Here is a 17,735-nt window from a genome sequence, read left to right on the forward strand (position 1 = left end):
AACGGTTTCGTCCGCATCAAAACGAAAACGCGCGGCGACGATCAGGAGGACGCGTCGCCGTCCGAAGATGTTTGAGAAGCGCCTCTAGGCGCGCGGTCGCCCATCAGCCGCTCTTCGTACTCAATTGACCAGTCGATCAGCGCGCGCCAGAGATTCATCGCCACCTCGACCGAGAGCCCTTCACGGCGCGCCACGCCGAGCACATGCGCCAATACTTCATCGACGCGTTCGGGCACGTTAGCCGGAATCCCGAGCGCGGGTTTGACCCTTGCAGCCCGCTCGATTTGCCTTTGACGCTTAGCGAGCAGCGCAACCAGCCCTTCATCCAACTCGTCAATTAAGCGGCGAACATCGGACATCTCGTCCTGAAGCGCCTGCTCAGCGCGTTCCGCAATGTCCTTCTCAGCGCCTGGCGTCCTCATCATCAGCCCTCGCGCCACCATGGCTGCGGAAATTCGATCTTTGGCGCCGCCGCTTCGATCGCCGCGGCGAGAGAGAAGAGCGTCTCTTCATCGAATGGCTTGCCGATGAGCTGCAAGCTCAAAGGCAAGCCGTTTGCCGCAAGGCCCCCCGGAACGGCGACGCCAGGAAGACCGGCCATGTTCACCGTAACGGTGAATACGTCGTTGAGATACATCTCGACGGGGTCGGCGGCGCCCTTCTCTCCTTGCGCGAAGGCGGTCGAAGGCGTCGCCGGAGTCAAAACGGCGTCGACGCCGGACGCAAAAGCTTCGTCGAAGTCGCGCTTGATCAGACTGCGGACCTTCTGCGCGCGCACATAATAAGCGTCGTAGTAGCCGGCGGAGAGCACATAAGTGCCGATCATGATGCGCCGCCTCACCTCTGGACCGAAGCCCGCCGCGCGCGTCTTCTCGTACATGTCGATGACGTCGCGGCCCTGCTCGCGACGGCCGTAACGCACGCCGTCATAGCGCGCGAGATTGGACGACGCTTCAGCCGGCGCAATGATGTAATATGTGGGCAAAGCGTAGCGCGTATGCGGCAGGGAGATTTCGACGATCTCCGCGCCCGCGTCCTTCAGCCACGCGGCCCCCCGATCCCACAAAGCGGCGATCTCCGCCGACATTCCGTCAATTCGATATTCCTTCGGCACGCCGATGCGGCGTCCTTTCACCGAGGCGCCGACGGCGGCTTCATAATCCGGCACGAGCGCATCGACGCTGGTCGTGTCTTTTGGATCGTGGCCGGCCATCGACTTTAGCATGATCGCGGCGTCGCGCACCGTGCGCGTTATCGGTCCCGCCTGATCGAGCGACGAGGCGAAGGCGACAATGCCCCACCGCGAACAGCGCCCATAAGTCGGCTTGACGCCGACAGCGCCAGTGAAGGCGGCGGGCTGACGGATCGAGCCGCCTGTATCGGTCGCAGTGGCGCCGAGACAAAGATGCGCCGCCACCGCCGCCGAAGAGCCGCCAGAGGAGCCGCCCGGCACGATCTTGGCGTCGGGATCGCCGGCGCGGCGCCACGGAGAAACGACGGGTCCGAAGGCGCTCGTCTCATTCGACGAGCCCATGGCGAATTCATCGAGATTGAGCTTGCCGAGCGTGACCGCGCCGTCGCCCAGCAGATTGGCGGATACGGTCGATTCATATGTCGGCGTGAAGTCGTCAAGAATTCGGCTCGCCGCCGTCGTGCGGACTCCTTTTGTACAGTAGAGATCCTTTATGCCAAGCGGCAGCCCCTCAAGGGGGCGCGCTTCGCCGCGCGCGATGCGCGCATCGCTCTCCCGCGCCTGCGCGAGCGCGAGTTCCGGCGTCTCCGTGATGAAGCAGTTGAGCGCGCGCGACTTCTCGATCGCGCCAATATGCGCCTGGGTCAGCTCAACGGCGGAGAGCTTTTTCGATTTGAGGGCGTCGCGCGCCTCGGCCAATGAAAGATGCGTGGGATCGGACATTTGTCCCTTTATATCTGAGCTGCCGCACGCGTGGCGGTTGCGCTGGAAGCGCTATTCGACGACCTTGGGCACGACGAAATAATGGTCTTCGCGTATGGGCGCGTTGGCGAGAATTTCGTCGGCAATGCCGCCATCCGTCACCACGTCGACGCGCTTCTTCATTTGCATCGGCAAAGCGGAGGTCAAAGGCTCGACCCCATCGACGTCGACCTCGCTCAGCGTCTCGACGAAAGCGAGAATAGCGTTGAGTTCGCCGCGCAGGCGCTCAACCTCGCTGTCTTCGATGGCGATGCGCGAGAGATGGGCGATCCGCCGGACGGTCGCGGAATCAACGGACATCTAGGGCTCCGCAAGAATGATCTCGATGGGCGCTATAGCGCCTGGCCTTTCGCGGCGCAATGACGGGGGCTTGTCGCGGCAGAAAAACAAGAAGTTCTGAACCGCTGGTTTGAGGAACGCCGGCGGCATGGTAGCGGAGGCGCGGTGACCATGCACGCGACGAAGCTTGAAGAATTGGCGGCGCTTCTGCCGCCGAAAGGCCGCCTGATGGGATTGGATCTTGGGACCAAGACCATCGGATTGGCGCTTTCCGACGTTGAAAGACGCCTAGCGTCGCCGCTCGACACGATCGCGCGGGTGAAGTTTTCTCAAGACGCCGCCGCTTTGATTAAACGCGCGGCCGATTTCGATATCTGCGCGTTCATCGTCGGCCTTCCGCTCAATATGGACGGCACGGAAGGCCCGCGCGCGCAGGCCACGCGCGCTTTCATGCGCAATCTTTCGAAACTCACGCCCCTCCCCTTCGCCTATTGGGATGAACGACTGTCGACCGCGGCGGTGACCCGCGAATTGATTGCGCAGGACGCCTCGCGGGCAAAGCGCGCCGAAGTCGTCGATCGTATGGCCGCCGCTTATATCCTGCAGGGCGCGCTCGACCGTCTTAAAGGACTGTAGCGCTATCCCAGCGATACAACTTTTGATAGAATTTTGTTCTTGACTCCCAATAGACCTGATGGGAAAAAATGCTTGAAACTCTTACGCTTAAGTAATTCCTAACGCCTCGTGGTCCGTGGAGCCTGAAAGCGATGCGCCGGCCGGACGCCTCTCCGAAAAAATCAAACGAGCCACGTGAAACGGATTCGGAAAGCGCTAAAGCCAAAGATGAGGCGGCGTCGATCGCTGCATATATAGCTGATATGGCTGACGAAATGGCGAAACTCGCCAGCCGCTGCGACATGCCCATGCTCTGCTATTTCTTGAATTTGGCGCGCGCCGAGGCGGATATGCGCGCACGCGAGCTTGGTGGATATCCAATCGACCGCTCGGCCTAGATCACAACTTATAATTGTAAACGAGGGAAACGCCATTGGCGCCGTGGCGCTGCAAGCGACCCTCGATGTCGAGCTCAACGAGGACCCCCTGCACCTCCCGCGCCGTCAGACCGGCGACGCGAATGAGATCATCGATCGCAATCGGCGAAGGCCCCAGCAAAGAAACGATGATCTCATGCGCGTCAGGGCGCGCCGAGCTGTCGTCCTGCGCGTTCGCTTGATGGTCAGGAGCGCTGGCCGCTGGAGGCGGCGCGGAGAAGCGGAGTTGAGCCGCTCTTTCCTCGAAGGCCGATCCGTCGACGGCGCCGAAAAGATCCAGCTCGTCGATCAGGCTTTCTTGTCCTTCGAGGGCGTCGTCATCAAAAAGATTCTTGCGCGGCGGCGCGCCGGCGTTCTCGGCAAGAACTGAAATGACGTCTTCCGGCCGGGCGCACAGAGTCGCGCCTTGGCGTATGAGATCATTCACGCCTTCGGCGCGGGGATCGAGAGGCGAGCCGGGAACGGCGAAAACTTCCCGCCCCTGTTCATTGGCGAAACGCGCTGTGATCAGAGATCCGGAACGCCGCGCCGCCTCGACGACGATCGTCGCGCGGCTCAACCCAGAAATGATGCGATTTCGGCGCGGGAAATCACGGCCGCGCGGCTCCCATTCGATCGGCATTTCAGAGACGATCACCCCGCGCTCGGCGATCTCTTCAACGAGCCGCTCATGTTCAGAAGGATACGGGCGCGCATGGCCGCCGGCGAGCACGGCGATCGTTCCCGTTTCGAGCGTGGCGCGATGCGCGACGGCGTCAATGCCGCGCGCAAGTCCCGAGACGATGACATAATTCTCTAGCGCAAGGCTGCGCGCGAGGCGTTCGGCGAAGGCGAGCCCCGCGGCCGAAGCATTTCGAGAGCCGACAATGGCGACCCCGTCGCGCTGCGCGTTCCAGGAGGCGCCACGCAGCGCGATCAGCGGCGGCGCATCAGCAATTTCTCGCAGCAGCGGCGGATAGTCGGGATCGCCGGTGGTGACGAAGCGCACGCCGAGCGCGCGCGCCAACTCGATCTCGCGTAGCGCTTCCTCGCGCGTAGCGATACGGATTATCCGTCCGCGCAGGGACTTCGCAGCAAGGGACGGCAGAGCGTCAAGCGCTGCGCTTGCGCCGCCAAAGCGGTTGATGAGCTGTCTGAATGTGCGCGGGCCGATATTTTCGCTGCGAATGAGTCTTAGCCAGTCGACAAGTTGCTCGTCGCTCAACCGCCCTGGCGAAGCCTCGGTCACGCCTTTTGTCCTATGCGCGTCTCGGTGCCGGCGCGCAGACGCGCAATGTTTTCGCGATGCCTGTAGTATATGATGGCCGCCATGACAGCCACGACAAAGGCTTCGCCTCTGTGGCCGAGCATGAATAAAGCGATCGGAGCCGCCGCGCTCGCGGTCAGCGCGCCAAGCGATGAATAGCGCGACAGCGCCGCTGCCGACAGCCAGACGACGCAGAAAATTAACGCGGTCGGCCAGTCGAGACCAAAGAGCACGCCAAGAAAGGTCGCAACGCCCTTTCCGCCCTTAAACTGTAGCCAGACTGGCGCGACATGGCCGATGAAGGCTGCAAGGCCGGCGATCATGCCGCCCTCGGGCGAAAGCGAGGCGCCGATGAGCGCCGCCACCATGCCCTTTAGCCCGTCGAGCAGCAAAGTCGCCGCCGCCAGATCCTTTCGGCCGGTGCGCAACACGTTCGTCGCGCCGATATTCCCCGAGCCGATTGAGCGAAGATCAGTCGTGCCCGCGAGGCGCGTCAGCAGCAGACCGAAAGGAATGGAGCCCAGCAGATAACCGATCGCAAGGGCAAGGAGGTCATAATTGATGGAGTTCATACGGTAAAACGCGATACTTCTCGAAAGCGAAGGCCGCGGGGATGCTAAAGGAGGCGCTATCGCCCCGCAACACGCGTTTTTGATTGCGATGCCGTCTATATCTGGGGCCGCTATGCTTTGTCGGCGCGCTCTTGACGGAATTGCTCTCTAGGAGCTCTGGCAAGGGCGCTGTCGAAAGATGCGCTTCGCTTTTTCACCCGCGAGGCGCTAAGGAAGGCCAAAATTCAGGATCCGCATGACCCAGCAACGAAGGTCGCGTCCACGAGCTTTCCGCCTTGAAGGCGACCAGACGGTCACCGCCAAGGCGTCGCCGCAAATCGACGAGGCGAGGCGGCCGGCTGTCGAGGTGGTCGAAGCCGAATATGACGCCTTCGCTCGCGAGGCCGCAGAGCTTGCGGATGGGATGACCGGCGATGAAGCCGCCGTCGAAGCGGCGCAGGCGGACGGCATGTTGCGCCGTTACGTCTTCTCCTGGGGCGGCCTCTTCCTTTCGGCGGTCAGCGGCCTCATCTCTCTGGCGCTCTCCGTGTGGATATGGAGTTTCGTCGAGGATCTCTTCCGGCGCTCCGCCATTCTTGGGACAGTGGGACTAAGCCTAGCGGGGCTCGCCGCCGTCGCAGCGATCATCTTCATCACGCGCGAGTTTCGCGCGATGGGCCGACAGAATCGCATCGCCAAGCTGCACGCCGCTTTGGCCGAGGCGCATGCGAGCGATGACGGGAAGGCCGCCCGCGCGCGCGTGAGCGAACTCTGCAAGCTCTATGACGATCGCCCGGACACCAACCGGGCGCGCGCGCTGCTTAAGGATTATCTGAAGCAGATCATCGACGGACGCGATTTGATCACGCTTGCCGAGCGCAATCTCGTGGCGCCGCTCGATGAAGAGGCGCGACGCGAGATCGCCGGCGCGGCCAAGCGCGTTTCCGTCGTCACGGCGATCAGCCCCCGCGCGTTGCTCGACGTTCTTTTCGTCGTCGGCCAGGCGATCGTGCTGATGCGTAAAATTGCGGAGATTTATGGCGGCAGGCCGGGGCTGTTCGGCTTCTTCAAACTTGCCCGCTCCGTCGGCGCGCATCTTGCAATTACCGGCGGCATGGCGGTCGGCGATTCTTTGCTCCAGCAGGCGCTCGGCCATGGCATCGCCGCACGCATTTCCGCTCGGCTCGGCGAAGGCGTATTGAATGGGCTTCTCACCGCGCGAGTCGGCCTTTCCGCAATGGCCGTCTGCCGTCCGACGCCGTTCATCGCCGAAAAGCAGCCGGGCGTCAGCGACGTCGCGCCTTTCCTCTTTCGCGGCGACAAGACCAAGAGCTGATCATCGTTGAAACCCGCAAGCCTGAAGATCACCACCTGGAACATCAATTCCGTGCGGCTGCGCCTGCCGCTCGTCGCCGAATTTCTCAAAAGCCGGGCGCCAGACGTGCTCTGCCTGCAGGAGACAAAATGTCGGGACGCGGAATTTCCGATGAAGGATCTCCAATCGCTCGGCTACAAGCATATCGCGATCAACGGGCAGAAAGGCTACCATGGCGTAGCGGTCATTTCGAAACGCCCTTTGCGCTTCGTCGAGAAGCGCGACTTCTGCGAGAAGGGCGACGCGCGCCATATCTGCGTGGAGATCGACGCTAAAGGCGGCCCGATCTCGCTGCATAATTTTTACGTGCCGGCAGGCGGCGATGAGCCCGATGTCGACATCAACCCGAAATTTCAGCATAAGCTCGATTTTCTCGACGAAATGCGCGATTGGATCGTCACGGAGGGCGTCTCGCGGGGCCGCGTGGTGCTGGTCGGTGACTTAAATGTCGCGCCGCTCGAGCATGATGTCTGGAGTCATAAGGCGCTTCTAAAGGTCGTGAGCCACACGCCCGTCGAGGTCGAGAAGCTTACGGGAGTGTTGCAGGCCGGGGCGTGGGTCGACGCGATGCGGCACTTCGTGCCGGCGGAAGAAAAGCTTTATACTTGGTGGAGCTATCGCGCCGCCGATTGGGAAGCGTCGAACCGTGGGCGCCGGCTCGATCATATTTTGGTGAGCGAGGCGCTTGCAGGGGGGCTCGAACGTCTTGACGTGCTACGCGACGCGCGAAGCTGGACTCGCCCGTCTGACCATGTGCCGGTGACGATCGAACTATCGGAGTGAGAGAGCGTAAAGGGGATCGGGAGGCGAGACGGCGGCATGATCGCGCGCGATCTGATGAACAGCGACTTTCCTTATGTAATGGCGGATGCAGATCTCGATTACGTAGCGAAACTCCTCGCTGAATGTGGCTTAGGCGCCGTGCCGGTCGTCGATGACGACCTGTCGCCCATCGGCATTGTGACGCGCAGCAATCTCGAACAGGCCCGAAACCAACCCCTGCCCGACCTTGGCGCCATTCCGGAATTTCTTCTGCGCAACAGGCCAAAACCTGTGTTTCACGCCAATGGGCGCGCGCTGCGCGAAGTTATGACGTCTCCGGCGATCTCAATTCCCGACGTCGCCAAAGTTCCCGACATCGCGCGCATTATGGAGAGCCACAGCCTCAAGCGCATCCCTGTCGTCGAAGGCCACAAGATCATCGGCCTCGTGCTCCGCAAAGAAGTCATGGAGGCGATGAAGGGCGGCTTTCCTGCTTTGGCTCTGGAGGCGCATCGGCGTCGTCCGCTGATTTCGATTCCGCAGCAAACCGGCGACCGCTGCGCCCTGGCGACAGCGGAAGAATTTCGCGATCTCGTGACGGCGCATGAGCGCCAGCTTGAACTGGAACGCGCTGAGCGTCGGCAGGCAACGACGGAGCTGCGCGACCAACGCATCCGCGAACTCGCAAGTCAACGCCTGACAGACGCCCAATGGCGGGAGATGCTGGAGCAGGCGCGACGCAGCGCGGAGGCCGGGCTCGCCGAGCATTTGCTCATCCGATTTCCGTCACAACTTTGCACCGACGGCGGGCGCGCGATCAATGCGCCAGACCCACTCTGGCCAGCGACTCTGCGCGGCGAGCCAGCCGACGTTTTCCAACGCTGGCGCAATGAACTCCACCCGCGCGGCTTTCGCATCGCCGCGCAAATCATCGATTTCCCGGAAGGAATGCCGGGCGATGCGGCGCTGTTCCTGATGTGGAGCGCGGCGCGCAATTGACCGCGGTTAACCGCTGCCCACGCCCGTGTCCGCCCGCAAGGCCGCAAGCGAAGAATATCGGCGGGCGCGGCCATCAGTCTGCACTTCGACGGAGCCGTCGGAAAACATCACGTAGACTGATCCGCCGGCAGTATATCTGTCGACTTCAACCGGCGGTTTCGACGCCTTCTCTGGCGCAGGCTGCTGTTGCGTGGGCCTGGGCCGCTCGGCGGCTTCTCTTGCCGGGGGTTCATTTAGAATGGTCGGCTGCGGGGCCGGAATATTATCGGCAATGCGGCCCAAAACCCCAATGGCGCGCCCAAGCGCGATCGTAACGACGCCGCCGGAGACAGCCGTTGCGCCGCCGATAAACAGGCTCCAACCGCGTTCGAGCTGAATGTAATCCCAGCCGGCCCACATGCCGTAGGCGCCGCAGAGGGCAAGCGCGAGCCCAAGGAAGATCACGCCAAGTCCGTGACGCTTCATCGTTACCCTTAAAGTGTTCGTCGGCCCGGAACCTATCACAAGCCACGCTGAGCGCCACAATGGACGTCCGATGCAAAACCTCCAAGAATAAATGTGACCTCAATACTTTTCGCGGAGCGGCGCTCTGAGGGCGTGCCCGCCCCAAAAATAACCCATATATATGTATGTTATTACATAACACATCAATATATAGTGTATGTAAATTTATCCGATTTCGGGCTGCAAAAAATTTTCTCATTTATTTTCAATACCATAAAAGTATATATTAGATGCGTCCAGATGTCGCATCGTAATTCGCTGATCCAATACAAACCTCATCGTTACAGCGTCGACGCGCGTGCGGCGGGAGAGCGTCCGGTAGCGACCGGAAAGGCGTCGGCAATCGTGGGGAGAACTTAAATGGCAAGTGTGAGTGGCGCGCGCGGCCTGTTCGCCGGCGCAGTGATTGCGGCTGCGGCTTTTTTTGCCGCGCCGACGACCGCCTTCGCGCATGGCGGCGTGATGCTCGAGCAAGATGAATGCGTGCTTCGGATCGGTCCGAACACAATGCATTTCATCGGCTATCAGCGCGCCGGAGAAGAGGCGGAGTTTTGCGAGGACATCGCCAAAACCGGTCCGACGGTAATCGCGCTTACCGCCGTTTCGCCCGATCTGCGCGACATGGCGATCGGAATCCGCGTTGTGAAAGACGTCGGCGAAGAAAAGGAAAAAGCCAATCTCGACGCGATCACCGTCGCCTATATCGAGCCGAAGGTCTATCGCAACGGCACCATGAGCTTCGAACACGACTTCAAAGACGCGGGCCATTATGTTGGCATCGTCACGGTGCGCGACGATCTCGGCAATGAATGGGTTTCGCGCTTTCCATTCTCAGTAGGGCTCTACACCTTCTGGGGAATGCTCGAATATATCCTCTATGCCGTCGGCTTCGTCTCGCTTGTCGGCCTGATGTGGTGGACGCTGCGGGCAAACGCGAAGAAAAAGCCGGCGACGGGCGACGCGATCGCCTAAAGAAAACGGCCCAAAGATTGCAGCACGGCTCGGTCGTCGCCGAGCCGTGCTTTTTTGTTGCTAAAAGGCGGACATAGCGGCGCGGTTCGTGAGCGCGCGATATTGCCGCATCTCGCGTGCGGGTCTAGTTATCGCGTGCAGCTGAGGCTGACAGGCTACGCTCGTCAAAACCTATTCGGGAGAGAATTATGTCCTTCACCCTGGAAGATCTGCCCTATCCATACGACGCCATGCAGCCTTATCTCTCGCGAGAGTCTTTCGAATACCACCACGACAAGCATCACGCGACCTATGTCACGAACGCCAACAATCTCGTCAAAGGCACCGAATACGAAGGCAAGCCGATCGAAGAAGTGATCGTCACCGCCTACAACCGGAATACGCCGATCTTCAATAACGTCGCCCAGCACTACAATCACGCCCACTATTGGAAGTGGATGAAGCCGAACGGCGGCGGCGCCATTCCGGGCAAGGTCGAGAGGGCGATCATCGAGTCCTTCGGCTCAGTCGATAAATTCCGCGAAGACTTCCAGAAGGAGGGCTTGGCGCAATTCGGCTCCGGCTGGGTGTGGCTCGAGGTGAAGGATGGAAAGGTCGCGGTTCGCAAGACGCCAAACGCTGAAAATCCGCTGGTCCATGGCGCTGCGCCGATCCTGGTCGCCGACGTCTGGGAGCACTCCTATTACATCGATTATCGCAATCGCCGCGCGGACTACCTCAAGGCGTTCCTCGACCATCTCGTGAATTGGGAGCATGTCGAGGAAATGTTCGACGCCGCGAAATAGCGCTGCTTCGTTTCTACGCGGCGCGCCTCTGATAGCGCGCCGCGTTTTTTCAGTGCAGTTCTGGCGGATCAACTTGCGGCGATTTTTGGCTGCGATTCGACAACCTTTTTGAGATCGGCGAGCCCCTTATCGAACTGCTCGCCGAGCGCCTTGCCGATGTTATAAAATTTGTAGATTGCCTTGCCCACGAATTCGTGGCGTCCGGACATTGCCCAGGCGACCTCCGTGCGCTCCCCGCCCATCGGTTTTAGATCGAATTGCACTTCATTCGTGGCTTTGAATGGCTTCTCGAAGTTGAGCTTGATGCGAACGCGCTCGCCTTGCCGGCTCTCGACGATCTCCATATCGCCAACGCCGACCTGCTTATTCCCCGACCATGAATAGGTTGCGCCATAGCCCTGCGGCGTTCCCCCATATTCAGCCTTCATATCTGGATCGATCTTGGCCCAGGGCGACCACTCCATCCAATTATGAAAATTGTTGATGTGCTCAAAGATCACTTCGGGCGGCGCGTCGATCACGATCGAGCGCACGATGCGGAAGCTGTCCGGCAGGAGAGAGATGTAAGCGATCAGCGCGCTGAGAAGGGCAAGGAAAAGGAGAGCGAAAATCGTCATGGGCAGGTCTCCCGTAAGAGCGTGGCGCGCGTTGGCCGTGACCAACGAGCCGACAATCGAGTTCCGCGCTCCTCGGCGCGAGACTTCGCTCTCCTGGCGAAGCGCTCGCGCACGACCCGCCGCCTGACGCGTCAGCGCCAGTTTAGAACGGCGGGCGCAATGCGCAACGCATTGTCAGGCTAGAGCGCTTCCCGATCACATGGAATTATGTGATCGAAAGGAATCGCTCAAAATTAAAAGGTTGGAGCAGGTTCTCATCGAAAAAGTCTGTCAACTTTTTCGAAAACCTGCTCTAGGCGAGGCTTCCGCAGAAGGCCTGGATTTTCCGGCAGGCGTCCTCAAGCAGCGCATTTGACGCCGCGTAGGACACGCGGAAATTGGGGCCGACGCCAAAAGCCGAGCCGTGAACCACGGCCACTCCCTGCGTATCCAGGAGTTCGGTCACGAAGTCCTCGTCGGTCTCAATGACTTTCCCATTTGGCGTCTTGCGTCCGATAGCCTCCGCACAGGAGGGAAAGACATAGAAAGCGCCTTCCGGCGTCGGGCATTTCAGATATTTGGCCTGATTCAGCATCGAGACCACGAGATCGCGCCGCTCCTGGAAGGCGTTGCGGAACATCGCAAGATGGTCCTGCGGTCCTTCGAGCGCCTCGACCGCCGCCCATTGCGCGATCGAGCAGGCGCCAGACGTCTGCTGCCCCTGGAGCATGTCCATGGCCTTGATCAGGGCGCTAGGACCGGCGGCGTAGCCGATGCGCCAGCCGGTCATGGCGTAGGCTTTGGAGACGCCGTTCATGGTGAGCGTGCGGTCCATCAGTCCCAGCTCGACCTGAGCCGGCGTGACGAATTTGAAGTCGCCGTAGACCAAGTGCTCGTAAATGTCGTCGGTGAGGACATGGACCTGCGGATGGCGCAGGAGAACGTCCGTCACCTTCTTCATCTCATCGAATGTGTAGGCCGCGCCTGAGGGATTGGATGGGGAATTGAGCACCAGCCACTTGGTCTTGGGCGTGATGGCCCGCTCCAGCGCCTCAGGCCGCAGCTTAAAGCCGTCCTCCATTCGCGTTTCAACGAACACGGTCGTTCCGCCGCAGATCGCAACCATCTCAGGGTAGCTCACCCAATAGGGCGCTGGAACGATCACTTCGTCGCCGGGGTTAAGCGTCGCGAGAAAAGCGTTGAACAGAATATGCTTGCCGCCAGTGGCGACGATCGTGTCCGACGCCTTGTAGTCCAAGCCGTTTTCGCGTTTGAATTTTTTCGCTATCGCCTCGCGCAGCGGCGGGATTCCGAGCACGGGTGTGTAGCGGGTTTCGCCCCGGTCGATCGCAGCTTTCGCGGCCGCGCATATGTGCTCGGGCGTGTCAAAATCGGGCTCGCCGACGGAAAGGCTGATCACCTCCCGGCCCTGGGCGCGCAAGTCGCGCGCTTTCTGAGTCACGGCGATCGTCGCCGAGGGCTTCACGCGCGACAAGGCGTTGGCGAGAAAGGTCATTGGGGTGGACTTCCTGCGAGGGGAGAGTGCAGCGCACCATAATTTGCGCGCCAAAGAGCCGCAATCGGATTCGCCACGTTTTCAATCTATCGCCGCCGAAGAATTGGGATGGCTCGCGAGATCGCGGTCATCTACCGCCTTTCCGGCGCCACAGACGCGCCGTGATTCGCAGGCAATCCCGTATCGTGATTTTTCCCAATAAAAACAGCGCTCTCTATGTGAATCTGGCGTAAACGCCGGACGAGGCTAGGCTCAACTTGATCGAATCAATATTCGCAAAGTTTACCCAGTTTTTCGCACTTCTTAAAAATTTATAAAATTTCTGAAAAGCGATGCAACTTTTTCAGCCCATCCTAGTTTCTGTCTTGAGAACGCGGCGACGCGAGTTAATCGCGCGCGCGCCTTGGGGAGAGGCGCAAGCGTTACAAAAAGGGCGAATGCGAGAGGATCAGGGAAAATGTCGCTCGTTGATAAATTTGAAGATCAAATGGAGCCTGCTTTCACCCGCAGCTTCGACAGGGATTCAGCCCGCCGCCAGTTTCGAGTTTCGCTGCTGCTCGTAGCAGCCATGGCGATGGCGGCATTCGTTCTCGGCTTCGCTCTGCCGATCAGCTCGCCTGCGCAGAAGGCCACGCCTGTCGCCACCGACAGCGGCGTATTCGCCGGGCGTCTGGTGACGATCGACCGCTGAACTTTTTTATAATTTCGCAGCAAGCCTTGCGCGCGTCCGATGACGCGCGCATTCTTTTTGGGCGCAGGAAGCCCTCTACGTAACCGGCTGCCGTTCAGGCAGCCGGTTTCATTGCCGTAGGCTCCGCAGACCCTTTGCCGGCTCACAGGTCACTTCTTTTCCATGTGATGGTGGTGCTCGTGCGCCCCCCCTTCTTTGGGGCCGGCTGAGTCCTGACCATGCGCCTTCTGCCAGCGCTCCATGGCTTCGGCGTCATGGGCATGGGCCGCATCGGGCGCGTCGATCGCAGCATCGATCTCCACCTCGCCAGCCTTCTCGAAGACAAGCGTCATCTCGAGACCCCAGCCCACCTCAAGATGCTTCTTAATGTCCAGGAGCGCGACATAGGCCCCGCCGGGCGCGAGGGTGACTTTGGACTTGGGCGGAAGCACGATCGGGGTGATGAGGTCGAGCTTCTTGGCGTCGCCGTGGATTTCGGCGGCGCCGAACTTTTCCGACTTGACGGCGATAAGCTTATCAGGCGTGGCGCCGTTGTTGTGCAGCATCGCGTAGAATTGCGCTTTGTTGTCGCCATCGGCCGGCGCACGAAGCCAGGGATGCTCCACCTTCAGATTTCCGACGTCATACTCATGCGCGACGGCGGAGCCGCGCGAGGCGAAGAGCCCAAGCGCCGTCCCTGTCAGCAGAGTTCCTCCGGTCAGCAAAAATTCACGCCGCTTTAGCATCTGGCTTCTCCCTTATGCGCCGGACTTTTCTCTTGCCGGCCTGAGTGCATCATGACCAAGGACGCGCCCACGCGATACCGTCGCGCCTCGTTCGACCTTGCGACAATATGGCGCGCTAATGCGAGTGCAGGCTGATCTCGATCAAGGGTTCACGGGCGAATTCGGCAACGAGACCGGCGAGTTTCTGGGCGTTCCCATCGTCAGGCGCGAATGTACGGAAACGCGCCCGAATGTAACCTGAACGGTCAACGAGAAAATGCGCCTCTTCGATCTCCTCCGACGGCATTTCGTTGGGATAGCGATTGATCACTGAATAGGCGGCCTCAACCGCCTTCGGATGAACCGGCTCGCGGCCTTTCGCCTCCTGCGGACAGGCCGCGTCATAGACCGTCACATGGTTTGCGCCGGCGGCCTTCGCCGCGTCATGCGCGATCTTCACGCTTGCCGCGCGCGCGTTCGGGTCGCCGGTCAGCGATCCGCAGCGCGCGAAAGAAATCAACGTCGGAACGCCGCGGAGCTTGAAGAGAGACGTCGCCGAATCGTTGGGGTCGATCAAAGCGAAATCCGGCGCGATCAGCCATTGAATCATGGGCTGAGCGCTCATGAAACGGGCGCGGTTCGAATAGGACATCATTAAGAGGAAGTTGATCACGTCCCAACGATCGTCGGCGTCGAGCTGCTCGTTGAAGGCCGGCATGACGCCGCTTTGCCCGCCATTGGTCAGCCAGTGAAAGATGTCGCCAATCGTATGCGTGCCGACGTGCGGGGCGGTGAGATCAGCCGGCTGCACGGGTAGCCCTTTGAGGTTCTTGAGATCCTTGGCAAGCGGTCCATTGCCTTCGCCCTGCGCGCCATGGCAGCCGGTGCAGTTCTCCTTGAAATGCGCGAGCCCGCGCGCCACAGACTCCGCGGTATAGTCCTGGGTCGGGTCGTTGTAAGTGTCAGTGTAGGCTTCTGTCGCAAGCGACACGGCCAGCGAAATCACCGCTGCGGCAGAGATCGCCGGAGTGGCGTAGAGCCGATATTGGCGGGTCCTCGGCGTCCACCAGATCAGCGCCGCGATGATCGCAAGAACGACGGCGGCGATGCCCCACCACCAGATCGGGCTAAACACCGCAGGGTTTTGCCCCCATGTCGCGATGTAGGACAGACGAAATGGCAGCGGCCAATAAAGATTGGTTTCATGGGCGGCCGGGGTGATGACCGCGATGTAGCCGGCGATTGAAAGCAGCGCGAGCGCAAAGATCGACTCGCCTGCCCCCACCTTGCTGTACCAGGCGACATCGAATTCGCCTTTCGGCCGCCGCGTGATGTATCGCGCGAGCGCCAGCGCCGCAAGCAACACGGCGCAAAGAAAAACGAGCTTCAAGGTCAGCAGCCGACCATAGGGCGTCGCCAACATGTTCGGAATGCTGCCGACGTTTTCCCAGGCGATCGCAAATCCGCTAATGGCGACGACCGCCATGGCGACCTTCGCGATGAGCGACCAGCGCTCGGCGAGCTGCGCGGCCACTTCCGGCGGTTTGCCGCGCGCTGTGAACATCCACCAAACGAGCCCGAGTAGCCCGCCAAGCCAGGTGAGGCCCGCCGCCGTGTGGAGAAGGAAGCTCGCCTGCGTCCAGCGCGGCAAGCCGTCGTCTATGGCGTGCCCGGTCACCGAAACGGCGGCGATCAGGACGACGCCGATCCAGAGCGTGACGCGGTCGAGCAATTCTGAAGCGACGAATAGGCGCGCCGCCGCCAAGCCGGCGAAGAGGAAAGCGATCAATTGCGTCGCGATCCAGGCCTTGCCGACGCTCGTGTTGACGGTGAACTCCCAGAGCGTATCGAATTCAACTGGACGATCGGCGGGAAAAATCGCGCGCGCCGTGACATAGAGCAGCGCGAAGCCGAACAGGGCGCGCAACAAGGCGAGCGCGGCCACAGCCGGTTTGAAGCGCCCTCCATCCTCGCCGATCAAGCGCGGCAGGAGGAGAAGTCCGACCGCGAGGGCTGAGGGCAGGCTTAGGAAAAAGCGGATCGCCGCTAGAGAGAGATACATTTTTCTTTCGCCCGACGTCCTCTGGCGTTCATCTCCTCAGCCCGCGCTAGGGTGCGGGAATGAGCGGCGGCCCACGCAAGACCGCGGGCGCGCCGTTCGCTCAATCGCGCTTATTTCGCGTCTACGGTGAATTCGTAGTTTCCCTCGACGATATGTCCGTCGCTGGAGAGCACGCGGTAGCGCACGATGTATTTGCCGGGTGCGAGCTCTGGCGCGTTCACCGACAATTCGCGCGGTTTGTCGGGAACGCCGATATTGCCTTCCCCAAGAATCTTTCCCTCGGGCGTTTCGATGGTGATCTTCGAGTAAGGCGGTTCAACGCCTCCGCCGAAACGCAACTTGACGGTTTTGGGAGGCGCCGCCACATGTTCTTTTGATGAAGGCGTCGCGTCAACGAGGAAGGAATGCGCGAACGCCGAAGTAGTCGCTCCCAGGACGATGGCGAAAACTGCGCCGATGACGCAGCTGAAACCGCGCACTCCCATTGACGAAGTCTTGTCGACAATTTTCATGGCGTCTCCCCGGAGGCTCTGACCTCCCCTTTTCGTTTTTGAGATGTTCATGCGCATCGCCCCGTTCAAGACGCTGTGGCGCCGGCGGCATCCTTCTTCTTTCCCGATGGATGCGTATGCTTCCAATACACGAAAACGATGCCGGCGATGAGCACGGCTCCGGCGATCTGCGGAACCCATGCCCATAGGGTTTCTCCGACCATGAATTTGAACTCGGACGTTTCCTGGGTTCCGTCGGGACGGGTCAGAGTGACGAGGCCGATGTAGTGGCCGTTGTTCTTGAAGTTGTGCTCAAGATTGAAGGTGCCTTTGGTGTATTTGGTCGCCGGACGATAAACCTCGGTCAGCGCCTCGAGGTCCGTATCCTTGGTGATGGGCGTGAGCGGATCACGAATGATGCGCAGTTCAAGCGGCATGTCGCGGAACGTTGGATTTTCGATATCGAACACGAGAATCGTCGGTCCGGCGGCCGGTATCTCCGCGCAATATTCGCTGCGTGACTTGCCCGGCTGATAGGCCGTGATGTGAATCATGTCGTAGCCGAACATGACCATGCACATATTGCCCATCGTCATCGCTTCGGGACCGGCGCCGCCCTCAGAAGCGCGCGTAGGCGCCGTCAACGCCATTGAGAAAAGCGCGCCGAGAACCGCGGCTGCGAGGCTACGCCAATTCTTCATTTCCATCCCTCGATCAATGTTGATTCCAAGGTTGTCGCTCTTGCCGGCGACCGTTGTAAACGCTGCATCTTCTATAGCGGATTTTTGGCTGACGGCTTCATTTTTTCATCTTCGTCCTTACGTCGCCTGTCCGCTCGCCGCGGACGTTTCTTTTGACAAATGCCACAAATTGACGCGAGCGAAAACGGTTAGCATTTGATTTGCGTCCAAAGGACGCACCGCTTGTTTGGGGCCTTCCGCGCTCGCCCGGAGCCGAAGAGAGGCGATCGCTTCGTCTAATACTCGACCGCTGAAATGACGGGACCGCGGACAAGACTCGCTTCACGTCAAACTTCGCCTCGTGACTCCGCATCGCGCCAAGCGGCGCCTCCCCAAAACAAAACCCCCGGCTTTAAGGGCCGGGGGCATTTGTTTTTGGTTTCGTCAGTATCGCTTAGGGCATATCGCCGGCGACGAACTTCGGAATGACCGGACCGCCGATTTCGGCCGCGAAGC

The 17,735-nt window shown here is 60.4% G+C and carries 19 protein-coding genes; 7 read left to right on the top strand and 12 right to left on the bottom strand.

Annotation, left to right across the window (positions count from 1 at the left end):
- Positions 1 to 41: 41 nt before the first annotated feature.
- Genes FEV16_RS12825 through gatC form a run of 3 tightly spaced genes read right to left on the bottom strand, consistent with a single transcriptional unit; the run spans position 42 to position 2,254 of the window.
- A complete protein-coding gene (locus FEV16_RS12825) occupies positions 42 to 425 on the bottom strand; it encodes a chorismate mutase (RefSeq protein WP_246657313.1) in 384 nt (127 codons plus the stop codon).
- Positions 425 to 1,915: an Asp-tRNA(Asn)/Glu-tRNA(Gln) amidotransferase subunit GatA gene (gene gatA / locus FEV16_RS12830; RefSeq protein WP_138168028.1), complete on the bottom strand. Its 1,491-nt coding sequence runs from the start codon at positions 1,913 to 1,915 to the stop codon at positions 425 to 427. The genes FEV16_RS12825 and gatA overlap by 1 nt, the downstream gene beginning before the upstream one ends.
- Positions 1,916 to 1,966: 51 nt before the next feature.
- A complete protein-coding gene (gene gatC / locus FEV16_RS12835) occupies positions 1,967 to 2,254 on the bottom strand; it encodes an Asp-tRNA(Asn)/Glu-tRNA(Gln) amidotransferase subunit GatC (RefSeq protein WP_138168029.1) in 288 nt (95 codons plus the stop codon).
- A 150-nt stretch (positions 2,255 to 2,404) separates the two neighbouring features.
- Between gatC and ruvX the strand changes: the two genes are divergently transcribed.
- A complete protein-coding gene (ruvX, locus tag FEV16_RS12840) occupies positions 2,405 to 2,869 on the top strand; it encodes a Holliday junction resolvase RuvX (RefSeq protein WP_138168056.1) in 465 nt (154 codons plus the stop codon).
- A gap of 378 nt (positions 2,870 to 3,247) precedes the next feature.
- Here the strand turns inward: ruvX and dprA are convergent, their stop codons facing one another.
- Together dprA and plsY are read right to left on the bottom strand one after the other, a co-directional pair.
- On the bottom strand, positions 3,248 to 4,513 hold the full coding sequence (gene dprA, locus FEV16_RS12850) for a DNA-processing protein DprA (protein WP_138168031.1): 1,266 nt from the start codon (positions 4,511 to 4,513) through the stop codon (positions 3,248 to 3,250).
- Positions 4,510 to 5,103: a glycerol-3-phosphate 1-O-acyltransferase PlsY gene (plsY, locus tag FEV16_RS12855; protein ID WP_138168032.1), complete on the bottom strand. Its 594-nt coding sequence runs from the start codon at positions 5,101 to 5,103 to the stop codon at positions 4,510 to 4,512. The genes dprA and plsY overlap by 4 nt, the downstream gene beginning before the upstream one ends.
- 235 nt (positions 5,104 to 5,338) lie before the next feature.
- On the opposite strand from plsY, the gene FEV16_RS12860 reads away from it, so the two are divergent.
- Genes FEV16_RS12860 through FEV16_RS12870 form a run of 3 tightly spaced genes read left to right on the top strand, consistent with a single transcriptional unit; the run spans position 5,339 to position 8,218 of the window.
- Positions 5,339 to 6,418 carry a TIGR01620 family protein gene (locus FEV16_RS12860; protein ID WP_138168033.1) on the top strand — a complete coding sequence of 360 codons (1,080 nt, stop codon included), beginning with the start codon at positions 5,339 to 5,341 and terminating at the stop codon, positions 6,416 to 6,418.
- 6 nt (positions 6,419 to 6,424) lie between these two features.
- Positions 6,425 to 7,240 (top strand): exodeoxyribonuclease III, encoded by an 816-nt coding sequence (locus tag FEV16_RS12865; protein WP_138168034.1) that lies wholly within the window; start codon positions 6,425 to 6,427, stop codon positions 7,238 to 7,240.
- A gap of 36 nt (positions 7,241 to 7,276) precedes the next feature.
- Positions 7,277 to 8,218 (top strand): CBS domain-containing protein, encoded by a 942-nt coding sequence (locus FEV16_RS12870; RefSeq protein ID WP_138168035.1) that lies wholly within the window; start codon positions 7,277 to 7,279, stop codon positions 8,216 to 8,218.
- A 6-nt stretch (positions 8,219 to 8,224) separates the two neighbouring features.
- Here the strand turns inward: FEV16_RS12870 and FEV16_RS12875 are convergent, their stop codons facing one another.
- Positions 8,225 to 8,683, bottom strand: coding sequence for a hypothetical protein (locus tag FEV16_RS12875; RefSeq protein WP_138168036.1), 459 nt, complete (start codon positions 8,681 to 8,683; stop codon positions 8,225 to 8,227).
- Positions 8,684 to 9,082: 399 nt separating this feature from the next.
- On the opposite strand from FEV16_RS12875, the gene FEV16_RS12880 reads away from it, so the two are divergent.
- Both FEV16_RS12880 and FEV16_RS12885 read left to right on the top strand, forming a co-directional pair.
- Entirely contained in the window at positions 9,083 to 9,694 is a 612-nt protein-coding gene (locus FEV16_RS12880) for a hypothetical protein (protein WP_138168037.1), read from the top strand.
- A 188-nt stretch (positions 9,695 to 9,882) separates the two neighbouring features.
- Positions 9,883 to 10,479: a superoxide dismutase gene (locus FEV16_RS12885; RefSeq protein WP_138168038.1), complete on the top strand. Its 597-nt coding sequence runs from the start codon at positions 9,883 to 9,885 to the stop codon at positions 10,477 to 10,479.
- A 68-nt stretch (positions 10,480 to 10,547) separates the two neighbouring features.
- On the opposite strand, the gene FEV16_RS12890 is transcribed toward FEV16_RS12885, so the two are convergent.
- Positions 10,548 to 11,096, bottom strand: coding sequence for an SRPBCC family protein (locus tag FEV16_RS12890; RefSeq protein WP_138168039.1), 549 nt, complete (start codon positions 11,094 to 11,096; stop codon positions 10,548 to 10,550).
- Between the two features lie 292 nt (positions 11,097 to 11,388).
- The gene (locus FEV16_RS12895) at positions 11,389 to 12,591 is read right to left on the bottom strand and encodes a pyridoxal phosphate-dependent aminotransferase (protein WP_138168040.1); all 1,203 of its coding nucleotides are present in this window, start codon (positions 12,589 to 12,591) and stop codon (positions 11,389 to 11,391) included.
- Positions 12,592 to 13,048: 457 nt separating this feature from the next.
- Between FEV16_RS12895 and FEV16_RS12900 the strand changes: the two genes are divergently transcribed.
- The gene (locus tag FEV16_RS12900) at positions 13,049 to 13,282 is read left to right on the top strand and encodes a hypothetical protein (protein WP_138168041.1); all 234 of its coding nucleotides are present in this window, start codon (positions 13,049 to 13,051) and stop codon (positions 13,280 to 13,282) included.
- 149 nt (positions 13,283 to 13,431) lie between these two features.
- Here FEV16_RS12900 and FEV16_RS12905 read toward each other — a convergent pair whose 3' ends face one another.
- The 4 genes from FEV16_RS12905 to FEV16_RS12920 all read right to left on the bottom strand — a co-directional run bounded on the left by FEV16_RS12905 (position 13,432) and on the right by FEV16_RS12920 (position 17,240).
- On the bottom strand, positions 13,432 to 14,007 hold the full coding sequence (locus tag FEV16_RS12905; protein ID WP_138168042.1) for a copper chaperone PCu(A)C: 576 nt from the start codon (positions 14,005 to 14,007) through the stop codon (positions 13,432 to 13,434).
- A gap of 115 nt (positions 14,008 to 14,122) precedes the next feature.
- A complete protein-coding gene (locus FEV16_RS12910; RefSeq protein WP_138168043.1) occupies positions 14,123 to 16,048 on the bottom strand; it encodes a c-type cytochrome in 1,926 nt (641 codons plus the stop codon).
- Positions 16,049 to 16,158: 110 nt separating this feature from the next.
- Positions 16,159 to 16,560, bottom strand: coding sequence for a copper resistance CopC family protein (locus FEV16_RS12915; protein WP_246657314.1), 402 nt, complete (start codon positions 16,558 to 16,560; stop codon positions 16,159 to 16,161).
- A gap of 65 nt (positions 16,561 to 16,625) precedes the next feature.
- A complete protein-coding gene (locus tag FEV16_RS12920; protein WP_138168044.1) occupies positions 16,626 to 17,240 on the bottom strand; it encodes a hypothetical protein in 615 nt (204 codons plus the stop codon).
- Positions 17,241 to 17,735: the final 495 nt, after the last annotated feature.

It is taken from the genome of Methylocystis sp. B8 (assembly GCF_005771425.1).
Classification (GTDB): Bacteria; Pseudomonadota; Alphaproteobacteria; order Rhizobiales; family Beijerinckiaceae; genus Methylocystis.

Bases quoted from the DNA above. Each gene is read 5' to 3' on its own strand.
- plsY (WP_138168032.1), bottom strand. From the start codon at position 5,103: ATGAACTCCATCAATTATGACCTCCTTGCCCTTGCGATCGGTTATCTG.
- FEV16_RS12890 (WP_138168039.1), bottom strand. From the start codon at position 11,096: ATGACGATTTTCGCTCTCCTTTTCCTTGCCCTTCTCAGCGCGCTGATC.
- gatC (WP_138168029.1), bottom strand. From the start codon at position 2,254: ATGTCCGTTGATTCCGCGACCGTCCGGCGGATCGCCCATCTCTCGCGC.
- FEV16_RS12875 (WP_138168036.1), bottom strand. From the start codon at position 8,683: ATGAAGCGTCACGGACTTGGCGTGATCTTCCTTGGGCTCGCGCTTGCC.
- FEV16_RS12920 (WP_138168044.1), bottom strand. From the start codon at position 17,240: ATGAAGAATTGGCGTAGCCTCGCAGCCGCGGTTCTCGGCGCGCTTTTC.
- gatA (WP_138168028.1), bottom strand. From the start codon at position 1,915: ATGTCCGATCCCACGCATCTTTCATTGGCCGAGGCGCGCGACGCCCTC.
- FEV16_RS12905 (WP_138168042.1), bottom strand. From the start codon at position 14,007: ATGCTAAAGCGGCGTGAATTTTTGCTGACCGGAGGAACTCTGCTGACA.
- FEV16_RS12860 (WP_138168033.1), top strand. From the start codon at position 5,339: ATGACCCAGCAACGAAGGTCGCGTCCACGAGCTTTCCGCCTTGAAGGC.
- FEV16_RS12900 (WP_138168041.1), top strand. From the start codon at position 13,049: ATGTCGCTCGTTGATAAATTTGAAGATCAAATGGAGCCTGCTTTCACC.
- ruvX (WP_138168056.1), top strand. From the start codon at position 2,405: ATGCACGCGACGAAGCTTGAAGAATTGGCGGCGCTTCTGCCGCCGAAA.
- FEV16_RS12895 (WP_138168040.1), bottom strand. From the start codon at position 12,591: ATGACCTTTCTCGCCAACGCCTTGTCGCGCGTGAAGCCCTCGGCGACG.
- FEV16_RS12910 (WP_138168043.1), bottom strand. From the start codon at position 16,048: ATGTATCTCTCTCTAGCGGCGATCCGCTTTTTCCTAAGCCTGCCCTCA.
- FEV16_RS12915 (WP_246657314.1), bottom strand. From the start codon at position 16,560: ATGAAAATTGTCGACAAGACTTCGTCAATGGGAGTGCGCGGTTTCAGC.
- FEV16_RS12825 (WP_246657313.1), bottom strand. From the start codon at position 425: ATGATGAGGACGCCAGGCGCTGAGAAGGACATTGCGGAACGCGCTGAG.
- FEV16_RS12885 (WP_138168038.1), top strand. From the start codon at position 9,883: ATGTCCTTCACCCTGGAAGATCTGCCCTATCCATACGACGCCATGCAG.
- FEV16_RS12870 (WP_138168035.1), top strand. From the start codon at position 7,277: ATGATCGCGCGCGATCTGATGAACAGCGACTTTCCTTATGTAATGGCG.
- FEV16_RS12880 (WP_138168037.1), top strand. From the start codon at position 9,083: ATGGCAAGTGTGAGTGGCGCGCGCGGCCTGTTCGCCGGCGCAGTGATT.